Annotated in this window: 23 protein-coding genes; 10 read left to right on the top strand and 13 right to left on the bottom strand. The window is 43.0% G+C overall.

What is annotated here, in order from left to right; all coding sequences use genetic code 11:
• Together C5O00_RS08935 and C5O00_RS08930 are read left to right on the top strand one after the other, a co-directional pair.
• Window positions 1-1,086, top strand: coding sequence for an amidohydrolase family protein (locus C5O00_RS08935; protein WP_105216533.1), 1,086 nt, complete (start codon window positions 1-3; stop codon window positions 1,084-1,086).
• Window positions 1,086-1,727, top strand: a complete 642-nt coding sequence (locus C5O00_RS08930) for an O-methyltransferase (protein ID WP_105216532.1) — start codon at window positions 1,086-1,088, stop codon at window positions 1,725-1,727. Before C5O00_RS08935 ends, C5O00_RS08930 begins: the two co-directional genes overlap by 1 nt.
• A 3-nt stretch (window positions 1,728-1,730) precedes the next feature.
• Here C5O00_RS08930 and C5O00_RS08925 read toward each other — a convergent pair whose 3' ends face one another.
• From C5O00_RS08925 to C5O00_RS08885, 9 genes are all read right to left on the bottom strand, one after another.
• Window positions 1,731-2,372 carry a response regulator transcription factor gene (locus tag C5O00_RS08925; protein ID WP_105216531.1) on the bottom strand — a complete coding sequence of 214 codons (642 nt, stop codon included), beginning with the start codon at window positions 2,370-2,372 and terminating at the stop codon, window positions 1,731-1,733.
• Window positions 2,366-3,136 carry a sensor histidine kinase gene (locus C5O00_RS08920; protein WP_105216530.1) on the bottom strand — a complete coding sequence of 257 codons (771 nt, stop codon included), beginning with the start codon at window positions 3,134-3,136 and terminating at the stop codon, window positions 2,366-2,368. Before C5O00_RS08920 ends, C5O00_RS08925 begins: the two co-directional genes overlap by 7 nt.
• Window positions 3,106-3,747, bottom strand: a complete 642-nt coding sequence (locus C5O00_RS08915; protein ID WP_105216529.1) for a hypothetical protein — start codon at window positions 3,745-3,747, stop codon at window positions 3,106-3,108. Before C5O00_RS08915 ends, C5O00_RS08920 begins: the two co-directional genes overlap by 31 nt.
• Window positions 3,748-3,752: 5 nt before the next feature.
• Window positions 3,753-4,238: a hypothetical protein gene (locus C5O00_RS08910; RefSeq protein WP_105216528.1), complete on the bottom strand. Its 486-nt coding sequence runs from the start codon at window positions 4,236-4,238 to the stop codon at window positions 3,753-3,755.
• A 204-nt stretch (window positions 4,239-4,442) separates the two neighbouring features.
• Window positions 4,443-4,997: a phosphatase PAP2 family protein gene (locus C5O00_RS08905; protein WP_105216527.1), complete on the bottom strand. Its 555-nt coding sequence runs from the start codon at window positions 4,995-4,997 to the stop codon at window positions 4,443-4,445.
• Window positions 4,998-5,288, bottom strand: coding sequence for a Sec-independent protein translocase subunit TatA/TatB (locus tag C5O00_RS08900; RefSeq protein WP_244592963.1), 291 nt, complete (start codon window positions 5,286-5,288; stop codon window positions 4,998-5,000).
• 82 nt (window positions 5,289-5,370) lie between these two features.
• Entirely contained in the window at window positions 5,371-7,680 is a 2,310-nt protein-coding gene (locus C5O00_RS08895) for a M1 family metallopeptidase (RefSeq protein WP_105216526.1), read from the bottom strand.
• A 64-nt stretch (window positions 7,681-7,744) separates the two neighbouring features.
• Window positions 7,745-8,248: a DUF6702 family protein gene (locus tag C5O00_RS08890; protein ID WP_105216525.1), complete on the bottom strand. Its 504-nt coding sequence runs from the start codon at window positions 8,246-8,248 to the stop codon at window positions 7,745-7,747.
• Window positions 8,249-8,303: 55 nt separating this feature from the next.
• Window positions 8,304-9,074 carry a hypothetical protein gene (locus tag C5O00_RS08885; protein WP_105216524.1) on the bottom strand — a complete coding sequence of 257 codons (771 nt, stop codon included), beginning with the start codon at window positions 9,072-9,074 and terminating at the stop codon, window positions 8,304-8,306.
• A gap of 72 nt (window positions 9,075-9,146) precedes the next feature.
• Between C5O00_RS08885 and pepE the strand changes: the two genes are divergently transcribed.
• The 8 genes from pepE (at window position 9,147) to C5O00_RS08845 (ending at window position 16,676) form a co-directional block, all read left to right on the top strand.
• Window positions 9,147-9,851, top strand: coding sequence for a dipeptidase PepE (pepE, locus tag C5O00_RS08880; RefSeq protein ID WP_105216523.1), 705 nt, complete (start codon window positions 9,147-9,149; stop codon window positions 9,849-9,851).
• A 3-nt stretch (window positions 9,852-9,854) separates the two neighbouring features.
• A complete protein-coding gene (locus C5O00_RS08875; RefSeq protein WP_105216522.1) occupies window positions 9,855-10,595 on the top strand; it encodes a M15 family metallopeptidase in 741 nt (246 codons plus the stop codon).
• A gap of 25 nt (window positions 10,596-10,620) precedes the next feature.
• Window positions 10,621-11,385 carry a M48 family metalloprotease gene (locus C5O00_RS08870; RefSeq protein WP_105216521.1) on the top strand — a complete coding sequence of 255 codons (765 nt, stop codon included), beginning with the start codon at window positions 10,621-10,623 and terminating at the stop codon, window positions 11,383-11,385.
• A gap of 57 nt (window positions 11,386-11,442) precedes the next feature.
• Window positions 11,443-12,957 carry a 2,3-bisphosphoglycerate-independent phosphoglycerate mutase gene (gpmI, locus tag C5O00_RS08865; protein ID WP_105216520.1) on the top strand — a complete coding sequence of 505 codons (1,515 nt, stop codon included), beginning with the start codon at window positions 11,443-11,445 and terminating at the stop codon, window positions 12,955-12,957.
• Between the two features lie 54 nt (window positions 12,958-13,011).
• Window positions 13,012-13,413: a BT0820 family HAD-type phosphatase gene (locus C5O00_RS08860; RefSeq protein ID WP_105216519.1), complete on the top strand. Its 402-nt coding sequence runs from the start codon at window positions 13,012-13,014 to the stop codon at window positions 13,411-13,413.
• A 9-nt stretch (window positions 13,414-13,422) separates the two neighbouring features.
• Window positions 13,423-14,241, top strand: a complete 819-nt coding sequence (gene map, locus C5O00_RS08855; protein WP_105216518.1) for a type I methionyl aminopeptidase — start codon at window positions 13,423-13,425, stop codon at window positions 14,239-14,241.
• A gap of 11 nt (window positions 14,242-14,252) precedes the next feature.
• A complete protein-coding gene (locus C5O00_RS08850; protein ID WP_105216517.1) occupies window positions 14,253-15,020 on the top strand; it encodes a class I SAM-dependent methyltransferase in 768 nt (255 codons plus the stop codon).
• A gap of 120 nt (window positions 15,021-15,140) precedes the next feature.
• Window positions 15,141-16,676, top strand: coding sequence for a T9SS type B sorting domain-containing protein (locus C5O00_RS08845; protein ID WP_105216516.1), 1,536 nt, complete (start codon window positions 15,141-15,143; stop codon window positions 16,674-16,676).
• On the opposite strand, the gene C5O00_RS08840 is transcribed toward C5O00_RS08845, so the two are convergent.
• The 4 genes from C5O00_RS08840 to C5O00_RS08825 form a co-directional block, all read right to left on the bottom strand.
• Entirely contained in the window at window positions 16,673-17,686 is a 1,014-nt protein-coding gene (locus C5O00_RS08840; RefSeq protein ID WP_105216515.1) for an FAD:protein FMN transferase, read from the bottom strand. The two genes, C5O00_RS08845 and C5O00_RS08840, sit on opposite strands and share 4 nt — an antisense overlap.
• On the bottom strand, window positions 17,683-18,042 hold the full coding sequence (locus tag C5O00_RS08835) for a DUF8840 domain-containing protein (RefSeq protein ID WP_105216514.1): 360 nt from the start codon (window positions 18,040-18,042) through the stop codon (window positions 17,683-17,685). The genes C5O00_RS08840 and C5O00_RS08835 overlap by 4 nt, the downstream gene beginning before the upstream one ends.
• Window positions 18,042-18,908, bottom strand: coding sequence for a DUF4846 domain-containing protein (locus tag C5O00_RS08830; protein ID WP_105216513.1), 867 nt, complete (start codon window positions 18,906-18,908; stop codon window positions 18,042-18,044). Before C5O00_RS08830 ends, C5O00_RS08835 begins: the two co-directional genes overlap by 1 nt.
• Before the next feature lie 90 nt (window positions 18,909-18,998).
• Window positions 18,999-23,765, bottom strand: coding sequence for a RemA C-terminal-like gliding motility protein (locus C5O00_RS08825; RefSeq protein ID WP_158676813.1), 4,767 nt, complete (start codon window positions 23,763-23,765; stop codon window positions 18,999-19,001).
• Between the last annotated feature and the right edge of the window lie 121 nt (window positions 23,766-23,886).

Raw genomic sequence — 23,886 nt, 5'->3', positions numbered from 1 at the left:
ATGAGACGAAAACTTAGAATTAACGGCCATTCACATCTTCTTCCCTATCCGGAGCAGATTCCTCAGTTTATGAAGGACAAAGGGATTTTCTGGGTAGATAAGGACAGAAAATTCATGCTTCAAAAGGATTGGAGCAGGCCTGTTACCGATTCTAGTTTTTTTCTGAATGAGAAACTGGAATGGATGGAGCGTAACAAGATCGACCATGCTGTTGTACTCAACCTATCCCAACTTTACGGAAATGGTCTTCGAGTTGAAGAAATGAAAAAGGCCTTGCGTTTTCAGAACGACTTCAACGCCCAGGTTCAGCATGATAATCCGTCTAAATTCACCTGTGGATTTGTAGTTCACCCGGGGTTTGTTCGCGGAGCACTTTGGGAGATCGAGCGCTGTGTGGAAGAGCTGGGGATGCAATTACTATGCCTGCCTACTCACTATATGGATACCATAGGGACCTGGCGATGTATCTTCGATGAGGAAAATGAACCTATATTCGAAATGGCATCAAAGTATAACCTGGCTGTTGAAGTTCATCCCTACGATGGAGAGAAATTTATAAAACTGGAAAACACAGCCTGGCGCTTTCACCTTATCTGGATGCTGGCACAATGTGCAGATGCCTATCATTTCCTTACATTAAACGGCTACGCCGATAAATTTCCCAACATGAGGACCTGTTTCGCTCATGGTGGGCAATTGGCACAGATCAATCTGGGACGACGAATACAAGGCTTCGACGGACGTCCGGACCTGTTCGAAGGCAAGGTTCATCCACGTAAGTCTGTGGGGCATAAAAATATTTTCTTCGATACCCTGGTACACGACACGGGATCGTTAAAACTGGTTGTTGAGAACCAAAGTTCCAAACAAGTGGTAATGGGACTGGACGACCCTTACCCTCTGGGTGAGATGGAAAGTGAATCGCAATCCTCTTATCCAGGCAAGATACTCGATCTTGCAAAGGAGAGAAAGATACTTACCGCTGAAGAATGCGATCAGATCTGGGAAGACAATGTTCTTCAATGGCTGTACGGTGAAGATGAAGAATCCAAAGCTAAAATGGTAAAACGAATACTGGGTGAATAATGGATTTTCTACCCGAAAAGATAGACGACTACGTAGTAGCACATTCGCAACCCGAACCTGAACTATTAACAGAATTGAGCAGGGAAACCTGGCAAAAAGTACTCGCTCCGCGTATGTTAAGCGGACATCTTCAGGGCAGGGTTTTAAGTATGCTTTCCAAATTGATCCAACCTGTACATATTCTCGAAATAGGTACCTATACCGGATATTCTGCCCTATGTCTTGCCGAAGGTATGAGTGACAATGGTGAATTGCACACCATTGATATTAACGAAGAGTTACACGATTTCCAACGAAAATACTTCGATAGATCCGGCGTAGGAGATCGAATTATGCAGCATACGGGGAACGCTCTTGAAATCATTCCGAAGCTAAAAAAAAGATTCGACCTGGTCTTTATCGATGCCGATAAAAGAAACTATCCAAACTATCTGGAATTGCTTCTTCCCAGGCTGGAAAAAGGAGCCGTGATCTTAAGTGACAACGTGCTTTGGAGCGGCAAGGTAATCGAACCACTACAACCCGATGATGAAGATACCGCAGCCTTGCTGCAGTATAATAAAATTTTGAACGAACACCCTAAACTGGAGACAGTAATTTTGCCTATACGCGACGGACTCACTATTAGCAGGGTGCGATAATTCTCAAGGCACGAAGATCTTGTGCTTGATTGCATATATCACGAGTCCTGTTCTGTTTCTCAAATTCAGTTTTTCGAAGATAGAGTTTCGGTAGCCTTCGATGGTTTTCGGGCTCAGGAACATTTCATCGGCAATCTCCTTATAGGTTTTTTCGGTACAGGCATGACGAATAAATTCGATCTCGCGCTCTTTTAGAGTATCTATACTTCGTTCCTTGCCAGACAACGAATCCACCAGAACTTTTGCCACTGTATTGGTATGGTAATATCCCTTCTCGATAAGTTCTAACAACGCCACCTGTAATTCAGATTTTTTTACGTCCTTCATGAGATATCCCCTCGCCCCTGCTCTTAACATCTTCAGGATGGTATCCTCATCTTCTTCTATGGACAAGGCTAGTATTTTCACTTGCGGAAAGTTGCGATATAGATGAGAAGTCGCCTCTATGCCATTCATAATAGGCATATTTACATCCATAAGGACTATATCCGGAATATTCCTGGGATTCTTTAGTTTATCGATCAATTCCTGGCCATTCTTGCAGGTATACAGCACCGAGAACTTATCAAATCCGTCCACTAAACCCCCTATAGCTTGCGATAAAAGGTTATGGTCATCAACAACAACTACCGAATAACTCATAATTCGTTCTTTTTATAGGTTAGTTTGAAATGTGTTCCCTCCCCTTCTTTAGAAAGTATTTCTACATCTGCGCCTATTAGGGTTGCGCGATTCTTAATATTCATCAGGCCAATGCCGGCGTCTGCATTCTTCATTTCGGAATCGAAACCAATTCCGTTATCACTTGCTTCGATCTTCAGTACACCATCTTTAAATTCGACGTTTACTTTTAGAACGTCTGCTTTGGAGTGTTTTATTGTATTGGTGAAAAATTCCTGAAGCATACGGAAGATAATCAATTCTACTTTGTTATCGAGGGAGAAATCTGCTTCGCTGAAACTGAGACTCGCCTTGAGGTATTTCATCCTGTTAAATCGTTCCATTTCCAGCTGGAGAGCTTCCACTAATGAGAGATTGCTGAAAGTATCCGGATTTATAAGTTTAGACAAACTGCGAAGTTCTTCCAAACACTGTCCAATGGTTTCTGAAGCCTCCTGAATACGCTCCGGCTTGTCATCTGCATTTTGCAACTGGATCTTGGATAGCGTGAGTAGCTGCCCTATATTATCGTGTAATTCCCAACTGATGTTTCGTAAAGTTTCTTCCTTGATCTCAATTTGGGTTTCAATGATCTCTTCACGGTAACGATTTTCGGCATCTTGCTGTTCACGTAATAATTTATTCTTCCGTTTCTGAAAGATAGCAAACAATAAGATCACGGTGAGCGCTAACAAAAAGGCAATCACCGAAAAGATTATTAGAAACGATTGTACTCCTTTTTCGTCCATAGAAAACCAATTATATAACAACCATACAAAATGAGATTCATGCTCAAAATTATAATGAGATAGCTAATATCGTTAAGATCTGCGTATACAGTTAAGAACATTAGTGGGATCATCCCCATATAAAACAGCAACAGGGCAGTTGAGATCCAAAAACTAAGTTTATGTTTTACAATGAGAACTTCATCACTGTTCAATAATTTATAGAAATGAAACACTGTAAGTACAAGCACAAATGAAGCACCTGTTAAAAATGTATAGCTATGATATGCAGACCAATCCTCGTAAATAAGGCTGTAGGTTGCAACTAACAAGAAAGCCGCAGTAAAAATCACAATAGTCTGTCTGAAACGTTTTCTTTTTAGGATACTGTAATACCAGTAAAAGTAGAACAGGAAGCTAGAAATGATAAAACCATTATACACCCAGTAATTATCCGCTTCGAAAGCATAGCCAATAAGGGTACCGGTGATCTCTATCAGGAAGGTATACCAAAGAAAATAGAGAAAATATTTTTCATTCGAGCCGGAATACTTTCTATAGGTAATGGTTGCGACGATCGCCGCCAATAACTCCAGAAAGAGTGGAATGAAAAATAAATACGCTATTTTCATTTTTTCTATAGGTCGTTAGGCGGCCTTCCTCCCTGAGAAAAGTTTAGCGCTTTCAAGCTGTCCAGGGCCTCATTTTCCACTGGCATCGGAAAGAAACCTTGTTTTAAGGGGTTAGGTGCAGCCTCGGCGGTTGGTACTAAGAAAACAGTCGAATATCCCGGATCGGGGTAATTACTTTGTTGAGGGTAAGCTGCAAAATAAATTCGGATTCCCAAATTCTCTTTTCCCATCTTCTTTCCTTCGTATTCCACATATTCGATATATTTTTTCAGGGTGTCAAGGGAGAACCAAAAGTCTCTGGTATCCTGAAATCCCAGCGCACTGTCCAGGATCCTGGACCTGGTTTGTTTAAATTCTTCTTCGAGATTATCAGCTTCATCTAGGCTGATGGCTTGTTGAGGAGCTTCCTTTTTAATTTCACAGGAAACCACACTAAGCAGTAGTACAATAACCGAAAGGGTCGATACTATTAATCGTAGTGGTTTTTTCATGTTCTTATTGTTTAAGGGTTTACGTAAAATTAGATATAAATTACTGAAATACAGTTGCCAAGTCTTCGGAGCGAATGTAAGATTAGCCTATCGCCTTGACATCAAAGGGATTACACAAAAACGATAGGTGGAAAAAAGGTGGAAAAGACCTGTAATCAAGGGGGTTTTTCCTGTATCTGATGCAGGGGTTTTTCAGAAAAAAAATTAAACCTTACTAAGCACGTATTTAGAAATGCGATAGAATATTAAAGCCATAATGATTCCTACCAGAGTACCGATTATAATATCGCTTGGGTAATGAACACCAACGTAGATCCTGCTAAGAACAAATATTAAAGGCCAGATAAATGCAAGTATGATCCACCTGGTGTGCTTCCTTAATGATAAATATACAAAGGTTGTTATAGCAAAACTGGAGGAAGCATGTCCTGAAAAGAAGCTATAAGTTGTTGGCTTCTGAAGGATCCTGATCAACCCGGCAAACTGTTCGTTATTGTTGGGTCGCAATCGCCCTATGAACTCTTTGGTTAGATCCGTAAAAAGTAATGTAATACCAAATGTTACCAGTACGAAGGCAACGACCACAAGGCCTTTCTTCCATTTGTGAAAGTAGATGATTAGTACAAAGAACAGAAGGAACAGGGGGATCCAGCTTTCGATCTGAGTAACAAAGATCCAAAAGGCATCATAGGATTCTATGCCCAGACTGTTGAGCCATATAAACAGCTCGCGATCCCAGCTCTTGATTTGTTCGATCATTTAGAATTTGCGCTTTACCGAGCCGGCGACATCCTTCACCTCTTCTTTTACCTTATCGATCTCCTTACGAACATCTTTGGTAATGTCCATATCGATACCTTGCTTTTCGGCACTTTTGGTAATCTCGGTCTTAATATCATTGGTGGCATCTTTTATCTGTCTCATCCCTTTTCCCAGTCCACGGGCTATTTCGGGTACCTTATCGGCACCAAATACCATGAGTACGATGAAGAGAATAAAAGCGATCTCCGCACCGCTAATAAAGAGAGGTATTACAGTTGCTGCCATCATGATACAAATATACCTAAGATTATCGTAATTGGTATGATGAAATAAAAAAACCCCGCTTCGGTTGGCGGGGTTCTTAAAAAGACTATTGTCCTTTGACCTTATTCTTAAATGTGTCGAACTCACCTAGTTTTTTGCGTCTTGGCCAGCTGTTGTTCGAAGTATCGATATCGGCTGTTTCCTCATCCGGATCCACCACTATCTTTGTGATCTCCTTCTCGGAAGCGATAACTTTCCCAACAGCATCATCATTTTTTCGCCAGATCTGAGGTGGATACGTAATTCTCTCTGTGCTACCGTCGCTGTATGTATACTCTGCGATGATCGGCATAGGTATTCCTCCCGGTTTCTCGAAAGTTACCTCATAGAAGTATTTTGGTTTTTTTAAGTTGGCTCTTTCATCTTCCGGAATATTATCCATGATATATTCCTTCAACGTACTTACATCATCCAGGGTAGCGGTTCGCATACTTTCGTCGAAGTCCTCACTACCTTCCTCAACAAGATATACCAGAGGTGGCAAATCGCTCTCGGTCATTCCTCTTCGTTCCATCATCTCTTTGATCTCTTTATTCATCTTGGAGGTTACGTAGTATTTCTTTACTTCCTTTACACCTATGTCTGTATAATCCGTAGTGTAAAACCAGGATCTCCAGAACCAATCCAGATCAACAGCCGAGGCATCTTCCATGGTACGGAAGAAATCTTCCGGTGTAGGATGTTTGAACATCCAGCGTTGAGCATAAGTTTTAAAGGCGTAATCAAAAAGTTCCCTACCCATGATCGTCTCTCTTAAAATATTCAAACCTGTTGCCGGCTTGGAATACGCGTTAGCACCAAAATTATAGGTATTGAGTCCTTTTGTCATAATAGGTGCCAAATAATCCTGATCTCCTGCCATATAACTTACAATATTCTTTGCAGGGCCTCTTCTGGAAGGATAGGCTTTATTGGGAGCAATTGCTTCTGGATAGGCTTCACCAAAATCCTGCTCGGCTATATACTGAACAAAGGTGGTTAACCCCTCATCCATCCAGGTCCATTGTCTTTCATCACTGTTAACGATCATTGGGAAGTAGTTGTGCCCTACTTCGTGGATGATCACACTCATCATTCCATATTTGGTTCTTTCGCTATAATTGCCATCCTTATCGGGGCGCCCGTAATTCCAGCATATCATAGGGTATTCCATTCCCTGGTTCTTGGCATGAACAGAGATCGCCTTGTGATACGGATAATCGAAGGTCATTCGAGAGAAGGACTTCAAGGTACTGGCCACTACTTTGGTAGACCATTCGGACCATAACGGATTTCCTTCAGGCGGATATACAGATACCGCCATCACATCCTTATTTCCAAGCTTAACGGCCATCATGTCCCACATATAGCGGCGCGAAGTAGCGATTCCATAATCGCGTACATTCTCTGCTCTGAATTTCCAGGTTTTAGTTGCTGTTGAAAATCCTTTTGAAGCAGCCTCTGTCTCTGCTTCAGTCACTATCTGTACAGGTGTATCATAGGATCTCTTTGCCTGCTCGTAGCGTTTCATCATTTCCTTGCTAAAAACTTCCTTACGGTTTAGCAATTTCCCTGTGGCATCCAAAACGTGATCTGCCGGTACAGTGATACTCACATCGAAATTCCCAAAGGGTAGCGCAAACTCATCCCGTCCCCAAAACTGACTATTCTGCCATCCTTCCACATCGTTATATACCGCCATTCTAGGGTAGAATTGTGCAATCACATAACCGCGATTGCCATCTTCAAATACTTCGTATCCACTTCTGGCGCGGTCTATGGTATGATCCGGAATATTATACCACCATTTTATGGAAAAGCTAAACTTCTCACCCGGTTTAAGATCTTTCGGCATCTCAACCCGCATCATGGTTTGATTGATCATTCTGGGAAGGTCTTTCCCATTGGTGTCTTTTACCTCTTGTATTTTAAACCCTCCGTCGAAGGGAGCACCCATATACTGACCCACAAAATTACTTGCCAGATCTGCGGGTACCGCACCGCTGCCTTCTATAAGCGGAGATTTAGAATCGGCCGCTCTAACATTTTGATCAAGCTGAACCCATAGATATTCAAGAACATCCGGAGAATTATTGGTGTAAGTAATAGTTTCTGTCCCATAAAGACGTGCATTCTTATCGTCCAGGGTTATGTTCATTACATAATCTGCCTGTTGCTGGTAATATTGAGGTCCCGGGGCACCACTCGCAGTTCTAAACACATTAGGCGTTGAAAATTCTTCGTACAATTGCTTAAAACGATTCTCATTGTAATGTCCGGGTTTGCGCTCTTCTTTTACTTCACTATCATCCTGTGAAAAGGTTGTAGCCGTGGCCATTACGATGAGAGCCAGGGATAAGTATTTCAAAAATTTCATTAGGTTTTGATTTTGATTTATCAGGTGTTAAAAATAGTTTTTATATAGTTTTCTGAAGGGTAGTTTAATTGAAGTTTAACATTCCTTTAGGATATTCCTTTTCCAGCACAAGACTGCGCCTACTGTCTCCATTTTTAAAATGAACAATATTCTGTTGTTCTTCGAACAATTCCATTAGGACCTCATTAGAGACTTCGAGACTTTCTACTTGAGATACTCCAGTGATCTCTAGGTAAACTTTGGTTATATCTATCTCGTATTCCCTACCTATGTAGGTATAGTTTACCGGTTTACCATTTACGTTGAAATGTATCTTCTTTTTTAAATATTCCTTTAAGAACATCTCCTCTTTTTTGGTTTCCTTGTTAGAATCCAATCGTAAACTCTTATCATATCGTTCCTGGAGCGCATCTTCTATATCGTCTGTAAAGATCTTTGAAATGATCTGCAACGATTCTTTTTCTTCCACAAATTCGATCATAGTGATACTCACATAAAATTTATGAGCTGTGGAAGAAGTAAGCAAAAGGAGCAATAGGAGAAGAACAGGTATTTTAATCAATTTCATTTTTGGGAAACTTCTAAGTCTGTATGACGTTTTTAATTTAACAACGTTACAATTTTCATTCCTTTTTTTCTGCCATTCGATCCAGGTATAACAAGCTTTTCGATTGAAATTCGGAAAGTACATTATCATATCGGCCCGCATAGAATTCGCTCTCGATTGTTGTGGATTCGACACAAAATAATACGAAATCGTAAACTCTGTCCTCGGGAATACCGTATACCTCATCCAGAAAGGCAGGCGTATAAAAATCGATCATAGAGGCGACGGCCAGATTCTCGGCATCCCATTTTCGGCGAAGCCTCAATTTACGATAATATCCACTAAGGTGTTTATAAACCGCTTCTATATTGACATTAGTTGGAAAAAAAGCTGTGGCTACAGGAACGATCTTTTCCTGTGGTGTGCCAGTGAAACCAGGAAGTCCTAGGTCCTGAAAATTCACCGGATCCTTAACTTCTATCTTTTCAAGATCGGCCTGTAGATTACCCGAAAGATCCGGACCTAGGATCACCTCATCCAGTTCGTTTACCAATTCGATTAAACTTACGATAAGTAATCCTCTCTCGAAGATCTCTGCAGTAACTTCGGCTTCATAGGGGCTATAATGAACCGAAGAAAATAATAAGGTGTCTCCCTGCTTTACAGTGATGGCAAAATTACCATAGGGGTCTGTAACCGAATTGTAACGCGAAGATCTATTCAGGATATGAATCCCCTCCACATCTTTTTCGTTCGTTATCTTTCCCTGAAGCAGAATCTTTTCCCCGTCCTGAGCGAATACGACAATAGGAAGTGATACAAACAGGAAGAGGATTATAATTTTCACAACTGCAAATTATTTAGTGCGAATTAAAAAAACACACAAGTGTTTGTTAAATTTATCAAATATTTGATCCTAATGAAGAATTTGATCGTTGCGAGTACTTCTACTATTCACGGTGAAGCATATCTGGAATATTTGCTCGGTGCTGTTTCAGAACTATATAAAAATACTTCCGAAATCCTGTTTATCCCCTATGCAAGACCGGGAGGTATAAGTCATGATGAATATACCTCCAAGGCAAATGAAGCCTTCAGAAAAATTAACAAGACCCTAAAAGGCATCCACAGTTATGAAGATCCTATAGATGCTATACAAAAGGCGAATGGTATCTTCACTGGAGGGGGCAACACCTTTTTGCTTGTAAAAATGCTGCATGATCTGGGCCTGTTGTCCACTCTGCGTGCTGCTATATTCGACGGAACACCTTATCTTGGCACGAGTGCCGGTAGTAACATTTGCGGTGTTAATATGCAAACAACAAACGATATGCCTATTGTTTATCCACCTTCTTTTAAAACATTAGGTGTTATCCCGTTTAATATTAATCCTCATTATCTGGATCCCGATCCGTCGAGTACTCACATGGGGGAGACCCGTGAAACCAGGATCAAGGAGTTTCATACACAAAATACGATCCCCGTGGTTGGACTGCGAGAAGGTAGTTGGCTTGAAGTTCGCGGTGATAAAGTGGTATTACGTGGAAATCACTCATGCAGGGTCTTTGTGAAAGATAATATCCCATATGAAATTAATAGCGGCACCGAAATTGATAATCTGTAATCCATGAAGCGTTCCAATTTTCTAAAAACATGTTTTTATTCCGGCCTGGGGTTAGCAATGCTTCCACAATATTCTTTTATTCAGGAACAAACATTATATACCCGTGATCAACTTATTGGAAAAGGAAATCCAGACATCGTGGGCGACTCCTACACCACAAGAATGCATAAGGATTCTCTTCTTTGGTTTAAACGCATGCAGGCTGCCGCCGAGAAAGTTGGAATTAGAATTGAATCTGTTTCTTCCTATAGAAGTTTCGAGCGACAAAAGCAGATCTATGAAGGAAAGTACGATCGGTACACAGCACAAGGCTTATCACCTGAAGCAGCTTTAGAAAAGATCATTGAGTATTCTACCATTCCCGGAACCTCCCGCCATCACTGGGGCACCGATATAGATATAATAGACGCCAACGCACCCAGACCAAGGAATCTGCTAGTACCAGATCACTATCACGGTAATGGACCGTATTGCAAATTAAAGGATTGGATGGATGAATTTGCAGAGTCCTTCGGGTTTTATGAGGTCTTTACCGATAACCCGCATCGAAAGGGATTTGCATACGAACCCTGGCATTTCAGTTATGCGCCGGTTTCAAAACCAATGCTGAAAGCATACAGGGAAATGGATGTAAAGCAATTACTTAGAGATATGGAAATCAAGGGTTCGAAATATTTTACCGATGAATTTATTGAGAGGTATATTTCTGAAAATATATTGGACATCAACCCCGATCTTTTGTAACTTTATAATATTCAACACTTCAAAGATGAGTAGGAGAAATACTTGGAAAATTAGAATTTTCATAGGCCTGGCCATCGTAGCCTTTGCCTTCATGCGAAAATGTGCGAGTACTGAAACTAATCCCTACACTAACAGAGAGCAAGCGATCGCTCTGGATCCTCAAGAGGAAATTATGCTAGGTGTGCAAAGTGCACCTCAAATGGCCGCTCAACATGGCGGACTTTATCCCGACGAAAGCTTACAGGCTTATGTGGACCGTGTAGGTGATAAGCTTGTAAGAAACAGTGTGGCAGCCGAAAGCCCATATCAATACGAATTTCATTTATTGACAGACGATCAGACCATCAACGCATTTGCGCTACCCGGTGGCCAGATCTTTATAACTTATGCCTTATTCGAAAAGCTGAACGAAGATCAGCTGGCCGGAGTACTGGGCCACGAGATAGGTCATGTACTGGGGAGGCATTCTTCTGAGAGAATTGCCAATACCGAATTTTGGCAAACTGTGTCTCAAGGTGCAAATGTAGGAGCCAATGCCGGAGATCTTATCGCAGGAATTGGCCAGAATACACTGCTTACAAACGGCCGTGGTGATGAACTTGAGAGTGATGACCTCGGCGTCCTTATCATGATGAACGCCGGATACGATCCGTATGAAATGATAAGAGTAATGGAAATTCTGAAAGAAGCTGCAGGTCCCAACAGGGCTCCCGAATTTCAATCAACTCATCCCGATCCGGATAACAGAATTGAACGAATAAGAGAAGCCATTGAAAAATATGGTGGATAACCTTAAAATCCAACGAACGATCCCGCTTAGGCGGGATTTTGTTTTTACCTTTGTATTATGAACAAGAAAGTACTGCTTCTCATTCTGGATGGATGGGGAATTACACAGGATCCAACTGTATCGGCTATCGCCAGGGCAAATACCCCTTATATAGATTCACTTTACGATCGATTTCCACACGCATCACTTCGAACCGATGGATTGAACGTAGGCCTTCCCGAAGGACAAATGGGTAATAGTGAAGTGGGGCACATGAACTTGGGCGCGGGTCGTATTGTGTACCAGGATCTGGCAAAGATCAGCCTTGCGATCGAGAATAATACGCTGAAGGATGAAAAGACGCTTTCCGATGCTTTCCAGTACGCAATAGATAATAATAAGAAAGTTCATTTTCTCGGCCTTTTATCAGACGGTGGTGTACATTCTCATATAGACCATTTAAAAGGTTTATTATCCACCGCCCAGCAACAGGGTGTGAAAAATATGTACGTTCATGCCTTTACCGATGGTAGAGATGTTGACCCGCGGTCGGGAGCAGGATACATACAATCCTTACAGGAGTATTTAAAGGTTACAGGAGGGAAACTGGCTTCCATAATTGGTCGATATTACGCCATGGACAGGGATAAACGATGGGAACGTGTTAAAGAGGCGTACGATCTGTTGATCTATGGTAAAGGGAATCCTTCCGAAAACGCCAATTCGAGCATTTTAGAAAGCTATGATATGGGAATTACAGACGAATTCCTCAGACCCATCGTGATGACGGAAAACGGAAATCCGGTGGCCACCATTACAGAAAATGACGTAGTGATCTTCTTTAATTTCCGAACAGACCGGGGAAGACAACTAACACAGGTACTTACACAGGAAGACTTTCCAGATTTTGTAATGAAAAAACTTCCGCTTTACTATGTTACACTCACTAATTACGACGATTCGTTTCAAGGCGTTAAGGTGGTGTACAATAAGGATAATCTGCACGACACGCTCGGCGAAGTATTGTCGCGGAACAAGAAATCTCAGATCCGTATCGCCGAAACTGAAAAATATCCACACGTGACCTTCTTCTTCAACGGAGGGCGGGAAATACCTTTTGATGGAGAACGCCGAATTCTATGCCCCTCTCCTAAAGTGGCCACCTACGACCTCAAACCGGAAATGAGCGCTTTCGATATTAGGGATAAGATCATACCGGAGATCGAAAAACAATCGGCCGACTTTATTTGCCTGAACTTTGCAAACCCCGATATGGTGGGGCACACAGGCGACTTCGATGCTGCCGTTAAAGCCTGTGAGACCGTAGACCGATGCAGTCACGATATCGTGGAAACGGCGCTTCAGCAAGGCTATACAACCATTGTTATTGCAGATCATGGCAATTGCGAGACCATGCGTAATCCCGACGGTTCTCCGCATACTTCGCATACCACCAATCCGGTACCTATTATCGTTGCAGACAACGACATTAAGGCTGTAAAAGATGGGATCCTGGGCGATATTGCGCCAACAATCCTGAAATTGATGGGGATCGAAAAACCGGATGTAATGTCGCGGGAATCGCTTGTCTAATCTTTCAGTATCGTTAGATTTCTTTGTATTTTTGCCGTTTAACCTACAGTTAGCATGAAGGAGACGTATACCATCGCGGTAGATTTCGATGGAACAATCGTGGAAGATGAATATCCAGGAATAGGAAAACCAGTAATCTTTGCTTTCGAAACCATGAAGAAACTTCAGGAAGAAGGACATAGATTAATTCTCTGGACCTATCGGAATGGTAAACATCTGGATGACGCGGTAGCTTTTTGTAAGGAAAACGGAATAACTTTCTACGCAGTGAATAAAAGTTTCCCTGAAGAGACCTTCGACCCAAAATACAGCAGAAAGATCAACGCCGATTATTTTATCGACGATCGCAATATTGGGGGATTGAAAGGCTGGGGTGAAATATATCAGTTACTCATAGGTGAAAAACCACCTGAAGTTAAGACCAAAAAACAAAAGAAAAGCTGGTTCCCATTTTAAATAAGATGTATGATCATACCTAAAACCTCTGAAGAAATAGAACTAATGCGAGAAGCCGCCCTAGTGGTTTCAAAGACCTTGGGTATGCTGGCCAGTGAAGTTAAACCAGGTGTGACCACAAATAGCCTAAACGAGAAGGCCGAGGCTTTTATTCGCGACTTAGGGGCAGTTCCCGGGTTTCTTGGTTTATACGATTGCCCTTCTACTCTCCTCACCAGTGTTAACGAAGCCGTGGTTCACGGACTCCCTACCGATATTCCTCTGGAAGAAGGCGATATTGTAGCCATTGATTGTGGTGCTGTATTACACGGATTTTATGGAGACCACGCCTATACTTTCGAAGTGGGAGAAGTTGCTCCAGAGACTAGAAAATTACTTGAAGTAACCAAAGAATCTCTTTATCGTGGTATCAGGCAGTTTAAAAAAGGGAATCGCGTTGGTGATATTGGTTATGCTATCCAGAATTATTGCGAGTCCTTCGGTTATGGAGTGGTTCGGGAATTGGTAGGTCACGGCCTTGGTACCAAACTTCATGAAGATCCGGAGATCCCAAATTACGGCAAACGCGGGAGAGGTAAGAAATTTATCGAAGGAATGACCATTGCCATCGAACCTATGATCAACATGGGAACCCATAAAGTAAAACAGTTGAAAGACGGTTGGACCATTGTAACCCTGGATGGTAAACCCAGTGCGCATTTCGAACACGATGTCGCCCTTGTAGATGGCAAACCGGAATTGCTTTCCACCTTTGCCTATGTATATGAAGCCCTCGGTATTCAAAGTGATGAAGAGAAAGAATTCAGGCAGAAGGAATTAGTGCTTTAACAAGCCAGACCATGCAAAAAATCTTTAAATTTTTTCTGAATCTATTTCCTAGACCGTTTTTAATTCGCCTCAGCTATGTAGCGCGCCCTATACTGGCTTTTTTTCTAAGAGGAAACAAGTACACCGATCCCATCGATGGGAATTCTTATCGAAAATTCCTTCCCTATGGTTACGAGAAAGTGCGGGAGAATGTGCTCGCGCCCGGAACACTTTCCCTGGAACGCCATCGTCTGTGCTGGCTATACCTTCAGAATGAAACAGATCTTTTTACACAGCCACAGAAACTACTTCATTTTGCACCAGAGCAAGCTTTTCTGAAACGATTCAGAAAAATAAAACACCTGGATTATACCACTACAGACCTCAATTCGCCCATCGCCGATGTAAAAGCCGATATTTGCAATTTACCCTTCGATGATAATAGTTTTAACTTCATTATCTGCAACCACGTCCTGGAACATATCCCTGAAGATATGAAGGCTATGAAAGAACTGTACCGGGTCCTGGCTCCCGGTGGAACGGCTATTCTACAAGTGCCATACGATCGTGACCGGAACACTACTTTCGAGGATGATTCCATCACAGATCCAAAGGAAAGAGCACGTATTTTCGGGCAGTATGATCATGTACGGGTGTATGGAATGGATTATTTTGAGAAATTAGAGGCAACCGGATTTATAGTAGAAGCCCGGGATTACACTTCTTCGTTTACCGATGAACAGATCGACAGATATCGCCTGGCCAAGGGCGAACTTTTACCGGTTTGTAAAAAGTTATAATACTGTACTTCGCTACTACCCGCCAATAGTCTGAATTTATAAACAGCGACCCTCTTTCTTTGTGTTTTCTCTACCGCTTAGCTACTTTTATGTTGACTACCTTTGTCGTTGTAAGAACCCATGTACCGTTTTAGCTACATATTAATCGCAATTCTTGTTGGTACCATCGCACTAGGGCAAAGTCCCAGCGACTGTACCAATGCGATCCTTGTATGTGGGAACACCTCCTTTGGATTGGAACCGGACGGGGTAGGTTTCGACGAGTTCTCCCTTCCCGGCAATATTCGTCCGCCTTGTTACGATTTTAATAATAATACCATTTGGCTGCGATTCGTGATCGAAGAATCGGGACAACTCACCTTCGATCTTATACCGGATAGTAGTTCGGCAGACTATGACTTCGCCATCTATGGTCCAAATGTAAGCTGTGATATGCTTGGCAGTGCAATTAGGTGTTCCAGCACGAATCCTCAAAATGCAGGTGTGTCTGCCAATACCGGATTAAACTTAACCGAAACCGATCATTTTGAAGGTCCGGGAGAAGACGGAAACGGATACCTGCAATACCTCGATGTGCTTGCAGGAGAAGAATACCTGGTACTTATAGACCGTCCACATGGATCGGGAGGATTTTCTATGGAAATGACAGGTTCGGCTGTGCTACCCGAACAACCCTTCGCTTACCCGGTTACAGATCTGGCAACATGTGAGATGGATGAGATAGTAGATGGGGCAACCGAGTTTAATTTCGATCCCCTTATTCCAGACATCCTGCAAGGCCAGACAAATATGACAGTGACCTTCCACCAATCCCTGAACGACGCCAATATAGGGATCAACCCCATTGTTAGTCCGTACACGAATATTGCCAATCCCATGAAAATCTATTACCGTGTAGAGAATAATAATTCGGGCTGTGTAGATATAAACGATTTCGAGATACGAGTAGAAGAACCCTTTACTGTAACCTTACCAGACGACCTTTTTGTATGCAATAATAGCTCCGATCCTGTAACACTAGCCACCCAGGCTGGTTTTGCCTACTACCAATGGAGCACAGGAGAGGAAGGCCCAAACCTGTACGCTATAGAGATTACCGACGGAGGTGATTACTGGGTAAATGTTACCGATACACAGGGATGTAAGGTTCGTGCGTCCACTTTTGTGAATTCCTCCGAGATCGCAACCATAACCGATGTGGTAGTAGAAGATTTCAGGGGAATGGATAATAGAGCCACCATTAGTGTAGAGGGAAATGGCGATTATCAGTTTCAGTTGGACGACCTGCTTCCTTTTCAGGACGAAAATTTCTTCGATGGATTGAGAAGAGGGTATCATACCATAACTGTACGCGATAAAAAGGGTTGTGGTGCGATCGAAGTGGAGATCCTCGTGCTCGACTATCCACGATTTTTTACCCCGAATGGTGATGGTATCAACGATACGTGGCAAATTGAAGGTATTTGGGAATTTCCGGGTAGTAAGATCCTTATTTTCGACCGCTATGGCAGAGTGCTCAACGGCATTAGATTAGATATGGTTGGTTGGGATGGTACCGATGACAATGGGGTTGCCGTTCCTTCAAACGACTATTGGTTCTCTATAATTATGAACGACGGCCGGGAAGTTCGTGGCCATTTCACACTGAAGCGTTAATCTTTTTTTATTTTTTTTCTGAAACCCTCGGTCATATATACCTCGGGAGAACCCGTTGTGTCCATGTAGGTGAGATACGCTTCCAATTCTTCCGAATTTTCCAGCAAGCGCTTACTGCGTTCCAGCCCCATAGCCATAAAAGCTGTGGCGTACGCATCGGCGGTAGCACAATTGGAGGCAATTAAAGTAGCACTGGTAAGGTTACTTTCTTTTGCCATCCCGGTTAAAGGATCGATGGTATGAACATATTTTTTACCGGTTGCCGGATCAATACGGTATTTCCTGTAATTACCGGATGACGCCATAGCCTCATCTGTGAGGTAAACCAACGCATCGTATCCCCGGTTCTCAAGATCAGAGCTTACCGATTCTACTCCCACAACCCAGGGTTGTCCCTTATGGGTATTACTACCCGCTGCGAGGATCTCGCCTCCAAGTTCTATCAGGAAATCCGTAACGCCTTTGGAGCTGAAATACGCACCAAGTTGATCAATACCATACCCTTTTGCCACAGCATTAAAATCGAAATAGATCTCGGGCCGTTGTTTCTTAATGGTCCCTTCGGAAGTAAGGCTAACTTTATCAAATCCAACGAATGCTCGCAGCGAATCCAGGGTAACCTCATTAATTTCGGATAGAGGTGCTACATCTCCAAAGCCATACGCGTTTCGCAGCACCCCTATGGTTGGATCGAAATACCCTTCCGAAGCAATAAAAACCTCTTCAGAAAGCATAAAAACCTCTTTGAAAATATTATCTACCACTAAGGTAGAATCTCCCTTATTTATACGGCTAATATCGCTTTGAGGCATATAAGTACTCACCGAACGATTCACCGCATATATTACAGAATCCACTCCTTTAACGGCATCGAACTCATTATTTGCATAATAATATATATTATAGGTAGTTCCAAATGCTTCACCACTTAACACTCCGGGAGGCTGTGGTTCCTTTTCGCAGGAAAAGACTGCCAACAGGCAGATCGCGAAAGCGGTAAACTGTCTCATACTTCCTGAATACCTTTATACACCAGCGTGTAATCTTCGTCTTTAATAACCGGCTTTGCATAATCTGAACCATGCCCCAGGCCTACCCCTGCATAATAAGTTTTAGCCTCAAACTTTGCCGCATGCGCTTTTATGGTTTCCATGAGTACGGGGTCGTAGACATGTGCGTCCTGAGGGTATGAAGTGGCTCTAACGATCACAAAGTGGAGATCCTTGTTTTTCAATGCGACAAACTGGGGGTCCTTTTTAAGTTCGCTATTCACGCCTAAAAATTCGAAACCCTGTTCTTCCAGATCCTTGCCAACAATGTTCATGGCGAGGTAATGTAACTCTTGTTTTGTTAATGGTTCAGACATTATTTAAATCGCACAAATTTTACTTCATTAAAATAATAGGTGGGAATTTCCAAATATTCACCAATCTCTATCTCATACCACGGACTCAAATTGCCATCGTTTGGATTCTTCAATACATGCACACTCTGGGCGGGTGTATTTCCCTGTGCAAAAATAAACAATTTCCTGCCGTTAGTGTGCATTGCCTTGTCCACAACCATGATCACATGACCCGGACTACCGGGATAAATGAGCATATCTCCTACCTCCACCTCATCCACGGCTTTTACCTGTGGTAATTCGTCGTACAGAGATAGCGTTCCTGAATACATGAAGATTAAATTAAGATATCTATAGAAATTAGCTTCTGAATGATCCTTTGCGGCCGTTTTTCTGAAAGTCACCTTGTTTCCATCTATTATAGGCCGAAACCCATCGGCATATTGCTGCCAGGAACAATAATGGCCTGAAGTAAAGTTAAAGCCGATCTCTTGCTTTCTGTTCTGCTGCCATAAATACTCCGACCTGATCCGTATTAACGCATCTGCACATTGCTGAAGTCCATTATCGGGCACGGGGAGTTCCAAGACACCAACATGCCCCCCTTGGTACAAGTAATCCTCTCCGTTATAATTAATCACTTTGGCACCAAATGGTTTCAAGCGGTATTGCTGTAGATAATTTTGAAAAGATCCTTCAGGATAAGATGTACGTACAAATCCTTCAGGAAGCAGGCATCGTTGTGAAATTGTAGTTCCTTCCTCATTGATATAAACCGGTTTAACGAGATAGCTTTTGGCCACTTGTTTGGCCATTCTGCCTTTATCGGTTCCGAAGAAAAACAAGGCGAAGCCTAATAAAATAAAACCAATAATGTATTTCTTCATACTTGTAGAACAGAATTTGAAGAACAATATTTTTTAAACATAAAAAAACCGCCTTGTTAAAAGGCGGTTTTTCAAATAGTTTTAGATTCTCTATTGTTTTATAACTCTTTTAGTGATCGATCCGTTCTCGGTGGAAATCGTGATGAAATACATAGCCGATCCAAGTGCCGACATATCTACGGCGTAGCTTCTCTCGCCATTTAGACTAACTTCTTCCACTTTTCTACCTCGAAGATCATAGATCACAACTCCATCTATTCCTGCACCTGGTGACAATATAGTAAGAAGGTTGTCTGTAGGGTTCGGATAAACTGAGATCTTCTCAAGGGCCAGATCATCGGTACCCAGATTTTCACTTTCAAACTGTAAGGTAAACCTGCTATTAAAAGTACCTTTATTACTACTGAACTGGTAAGATCCTTGGGTAAGATCGGTAATTGTATTAGTTAAGTGATCAACGAGATAGACATGAGCATTGGCTATCTCACTACCTTCAATACTACTGATGGAGACCACATAGAGCGCATCTGTATCTACCTGTGAAGCAAAGCCCATAGGGATCTTTATCCCGGTTTCAAAGCTTTCACGTGTTTGTATTCCTAACTGTTCGCTACCATCCTCCAGATGTGAATAAAGGGCGATCATTGTAGCCAGTCTGTTAGAATCCATATTCTGGTCGAGTTGCGGTGTTCCTTCACTTCGGAAACCAATCCCGGTGTAACTTCTTAGCTCGAATTGATCGTTCTCTACTTTCAAGGTGATCTTATCGATTTCTTCGATATTATTTCTAAGAGTTGTGTTCCCAGTGGTGAGACGCATACTGTTGGTGAAGGTAACCGTTCCGGAAGCACCAGCTTTAATTCCAAATCCCTGGGCCGTTGAGATCACACCATTTGGTGTGGTACTGGTTCCTGTATCGTTAGCTGCCGGCACACCCATCGTTCCATTGTGCATTGAAATATCATCCATGGAGACATTGATGTTATTTGCTCCCGGAGTGGATGAACTTGGCGGGGTAAGATGTTCCCAGAAATACACCTCATTGATCAAGGCGTTATTGGACACCAACAGGTTCGCACTTATAGGCGAAGGGTATGGATTAGCCAGGATATTAGGAGTTCCGTCCGGATTAGACCCACCATTGTACACAATAGATTGATTTATTGTTCCATTGTTCAGTGTTCCCTGTGTATAGGATAACGGGAACGCGATAGTGGTAACCGGCGGTGGACCCGCATAAGCCGGATCGATATACGCCGCCTGAGGATATACAAGATATCCTTCACCCGGGTTGAGAGTACCGGAGGTCATCTCGTTCCAATCGTTAAAGTTGTCGTCGGCAAAATTTGTTCCACCAGCAGGCACGCTACCATGGGGGATGAAATTAGCCGGGGTATATTCCTGTACATTATAAGCGCTTCCGAAGACACCTCCCCTGGTTTCAGCATTCATAGGGCTACCCAGTATTAGGAAGTCGCGTTCTTTAAGAGGAGGGGTGGTAATATCAACATTAATCGAACCGGAATTTGTAACCACTCCATCAGGGTCTACCTGTACCACACTCCCCGTATGTTCTACGTCTAAGGTACCGGATACAGTTATATCTCCATCCACATTCAGGTAACCATTTGCGTTTACAGTAAGGGTAAATCCTGAATTAATGGTTAAAGTACAAGCATCAAGATCCCCATGTGTCGCTGTGTTATAATTCCCATTGATGACCACTATATCTGTTCCACCAGGTGCTCCGGCAGGGCTCCAGTTAGAACCATCCCAGGTCTTGGTTACCCCGGTACAAGGGACAAAGGCACCCAGCGGGCCGAAATAGTATGTCCCCTCCAATCCGGTAAAGGTACCTGTTAAGGTGACATGACTTCCAAATGCACCAATAACAAGTGTAGAAGTCTCAACCGAGCTACCGTCATCACGAGCAGCAACCAGATTAGCTCTCGCCCCTGGCGCAGCAGCTTCCCATCCGGCCACCTCCGCCTCGGTAAAATAGAATGTTATAGAAGTGTTCCCGGTAGCGACGCTATTAGCTGTACTAATATTAAAGGTTTTGTCCATCACCAGGTTTGGGCTTGTACTTCCCATATAGGCCTGGGCACTTGTACCCGCTCTCGACACATGGGATGTTACACAACCGTAATCGTCGCCTCCGGTATTGTTAATGGCCAGCATAATGCTCCCGGATGAACTATCGTCTGCATACATAGTCCCGGATCCCGGCACATCTGTTTGATCGCTTGTTCCCGAGTTAACCGCGGTTTGAACCGGAGTTTCTGTGGTAGCAACAATGGAAAGTCCGTCAAAGAGTAGAAGACCATTGTTGGCAGATGAATTATAGTGCCTGATCACAAAATAGCCCGTCTGTCCGGCCAGGTCGGTCCTGTTTACGGTCCGTATTTCACCATCACCAGATATTGAATTTCGTTCTTCCAGTATAACACCGGCATCTATAGTGCCATAGGTGGAAATGTCTGTAGTCCACTGTAGTCTGTAATGTTCTACCGAATTGAATCCGCCAACAGAAAAATTAAAGGCCGTATTAGTGGTGTTTGATGGGATGCTTACCTGAGGGCTAATTAGGTAATTATCTGCATTAGCAGAACCAGTACCTCCCAGGATGGTTAGATCTGTTTCCGAACCTGCAAAATTACCCGAAAATCCTGTATATCCTCCTGAGGAGAAAGAAATGGACACCCATACATTGCCGTCGCCATCTCTATCGGCGTTCAACCAGCCGGTCCAATCCTCAAAGTCTTCGGTAAATAAGGTGACATCGGTAGATACGGCAGGTACCGCATCGTCGTCGTTCATAGTTATGGTGAGGGAATCTGCCGCAGGATTCGCTGTAGCATCTCCACCATTTGCATTCACGGTAAAGTCGATTATCGCAGTTTCCGGACTCTCAACTACCCCATCGTTATAAAAACGAACGGTTAGGTTTTGAGAGGCAGTTTGTCCTTGCAGGAAAGTAACCGATGGTGTTAATATCTCGTAATCAACGCCATTTGTTGCCGTTCCGCCGTTTACCGAAAACGTGACATCGGCGTTTTGGGAAGGAGCCATGGCGATATTGAGTGGTACCACTACATCGGTAAAGCTACAATCTGTACCTTCGGTAGATGTGGTTGTGGTTGTTCCGTAAGAAATTTCCGGAGAGGAGGCTGCTATAGTACCTCCAGTAACGATAAGTGAAAAGTCCTGCGATCCATTGGTAAGGGACCCCTTATGTGTTACAGTGAGTGTATATTGACCAGACGCACCCGAAATATCGATTCGCTCATATGGGTCCACAATATTGTCTCCAGTTCCGTTTGTTGTAACTCCTGTTAGTCTCCAGGGAGTGTATGTTGTTCCATTATTCAGTCTTAGATCAAGGTCGTTTACCAAGGCAGGGGTATTACTATTGGTTCCACTATTTGCAACACCCGCGGGATCGGTCCAGGAGATCGATGCCATTAATGGGTTAACACCATCAGACTGAATGGTGATTTGATACGTTCCACCATTTGTTAAATTTAATTCTGAGATCAATGCAGTTGTTGGTGAAGCAGAGATAGTTTCAGCAGCAAACTTAGCATTTAACTGTCCCCAACCCGTCTGAGCATCTGGGCCTGAAGGGGCAACATCATCTGCTGTGTGTAGCGCTAACCCTTTAAGGGTGGCGGCCTTCATAAAGGATCCGTTCACATCGTTATAGTGTTCTTGCAATAGCAGAAGAGTACCAGTTGTATTTGGCGCCGACATGGACGTCCCTGTTAAATTCCCGTAGGCAGAATCGCTAGTTTCCAGAGTAGATCTTAAACTGGTACCATTGGCCATGATATCCGGTTTGATCCTGTAATCATCTGTAGGTCCTTCACTACTTCCGGAGTTCCGTGTTACAGATATCAGTGCTCCTGTGGTGGCGTTCACCGATGCATCCTGTCCGTTTGCTATTACGAGGTTGTTCTTGGCGCAAGCATCACCATTAAGCTTGTCGTATGCCGACTGCCCGTCCAGCGGTAAAGCGTTCGCAGAATCGTTGCTACCATCATTTCCGGCCGATTTTATCTGGAGGTAGTAGGGAGAATTATACAACAACTGGTCCCAATCCCTGGCATCAGAACCATATTGGCCAAACCAGGCATCGGGTATGGCGGTTGCATTATATCCATACGAGTGATTGGAGAGCAGCATTCCCGCCATCGCCTCGGCTGTTGCTTCGGTTAGGTCGCTATTCCAGTCGTGCGTTAATGCAGTTGCCTGCCAGGCCATCCCTTTAGAGGATGCATCCGGCTGACCGGAAGCTAAGATTGTTCCAGTTACGTGTTGCGCATGAAAACTATTACCATCAAGAGTGGTATTTCCATCATTAATAGTAACTCGATTTGTTCCTCCCGGACCATCGAATGCCTCATGCGTAGGGCGAGTTGGCCCCCCATCCCAGACATGAGCGGTCATTCCATTTCCGTCTACAGTTAAACCTAAACCTCCTCCGGTGTTCAAAAAATTGGCTCGCGTGGAAATTGCGGCATTTACATTGTGAAGAGTATAATAGATAGGAGTACCGTCTGCGGCTATCTTTTGCAGTTCATCGAATGTCCCATCCGGGTTATATTTTTTTACAGGAATGTTCTTTACTAGAGCGTAGGCAAGAGCATCCTGTTTCTCGGCTCTTTCTTTGGCATCATTAGCCAGGAGTAAGTCTGCAAGGGCAGTCTGATCATAGCTATCTACAATCGCTTTGATCTGCTTCGAATATTTTGTAGAATCTGTTTTTCTTGGATTGGCATCTTCACTGCGTTGCAAGGTTTGAGCTGAACCTACGAACAACGACAGAAGCATCGCTACTAATAATAATCTTCTCATAGAATTGGGTATTTAGGGGCATTTTAAGATTTCGGACTAAATTACCTCCAAAAATAGTATTTTATCGTAAAAAAGCAACTTTTTATCGATGAAATGCCTGATTTCTAAGGTATAAGATACA

Source organism: Pukyongia salina, assembly GCF_002966125.1.
Taxonomy (GTDB): domain Bacteria; phylum Bacteroidota; class Bacteroidia; order Flavobacteriales; family Flavobacteriaceae; genus Pukyongia; species Pukyongia salina.
The sequence above is the reverse complement of the archived record's forward strand: the minus strand, read 5'-3'. Positions and strand labels throughout refer to the sequence as shown.

Bases quoted from the DNA above. Each gene is read 5' to 3' on its own strand.
- C5O00_RS08930 (WP_105216532.1), top strand. From the start codon at position 1,086: ATGGATTTTCTACCCGAAAAGATAGACGACTACGTAGTAGCACATTCG.
- C5O00_RS08850 (WP_105216517.1), top strand. From the start codon at position 14,253: ATGCAAAAAATCTTTAAATTTTTTCTGAATCTATTTCCTAGACCGTTT.
- C5O00_RS08910 (WP_105216528.1), bottom strand. From the start codon at position 4,238: ATGAAAAAACCACTACGATTAATAGTATCGACCCTTTCGGTTATTGTA.
- C5O00_RS08895 (WP_105216526.1), bottom strand. From the start codon at position 7,680: ATGAAATTTTTGAAATACTTATCCCTGGCTCTCATCGTAATGGCCACG.
- gpmI (WP_105216520.1), top strand. From the start codon at position 11,443: ATGAACAAGAAAGTACTGCTTCTCATTCTGGATGGATGGGGAATTACA.
- C5O00_RS08915 (WP_105216529.1), bottom strand. From the start codon at position 3,747: ATGAAAATAGCGTATTTATTTTTCATTCCACTCTTTCTGGAGTTATTG.
- C5O00_RS08830 (WP_105216513.1), bottom strand. From the start codon at position 18,908: ATGAAGAAATACATTATTGGTTTTATTTTATTAGGCTTCGCCTTGTTT.
- C5O00_RS08875 (WP_105216522.1), top strand. From the start codon at position 9,855: ATGAAGCGTTCCAATTTTCTAAAAACATGTTTTTATTCCGGCCTGGGG.
- C5O00_RS08870 (WP_105216521.1), top strand. From the start codon at position 10,621: ATGAGTAGGAGAAATACTTGGAAAATTAGAATTTTCATAGGCCTGGCC.
- C5O00_RS08835 (WP_105216514.1), bottom strand. From the start codon at position 18,042: ATGTCTGAACCATTAACAAAACAAGAGTTACATTACCTCGCCATGAAC.
- C5O00_RS08825 (WP_158676813.1), bottom strand. From the start codon at position 23,765: ATGAGAAGATTATTATTAGTAGCGATGCTTCTGTCGTTGTTCGTAGGT.
- map (WP_105216518.1), top strand. From the start codon at position 13,423: ATGATCATACCTAAAACCTCTGAAGAAATAGAACTAATGCGAGAAGCC.
- C5O00_RS08935 (WP_105216533.1), top strand. From the start codon at position 1: ATGAGACGAAAACTTAGAATTAACGGCCATTCACATCTTCTTCCCTAT.
- C5O00_RS08890 (WP_105216525.1), bottom strand. From the start codon at position 8,248: ATGAAATTGATTAAAATACCTGTTCTTCTCCTATTGCTCCTTTTGCTT.
- C5O00_RS08860 (WP_105216519.1), top strand. From the start codon at position 13,012: ATGAAGGAGACGTATACCATCGCGGTAGATTTCGATGGAACAATCGTG.
- C5O00_RS08845 (WP_105216516.1), top strand. From the start codon at position 15,141: ATGTACCGTTTTAGCTACATATTAATCGCAATTCTTGTTGGTACCATC.
- C5O00_RS08840 (WP_105216515.1), bottom strand. From the start codon at position 17,686: ATGAGACAGTTTACCGCTTTCGCGATCTGCCTGTTGGCAGTCTTTTCC.
- C5O00_RS08905 (WP_105216527.1), bottom strand. From the start codon at position 4,997: ATGATCGAACAAATCAAGAGCTGGGATCGCGAGCTGTTTATATGGCTC.
- C5O00_RS08920 (WP_105216530.1), bottom strand. From the start codon at position 3,136: ATGGACGAAAAAGGAGTACAATCGTTTCTAATAATCTTTTCGGTGATT.
- C5O00_RS08900 (WP_244592963.1), bottom strand. From the start codon at position 5,288: ATGATGGCAGCAACTGTAATACCTCTCTTTATTAGCGGTGCGGAGATC.
- pepE (WP_105216523.1), top strand. From the start codon at position 9,147: ATGAAGAATTTGATCGTTGCGAGTACTTCTACTATTCACGGTGAAGCA.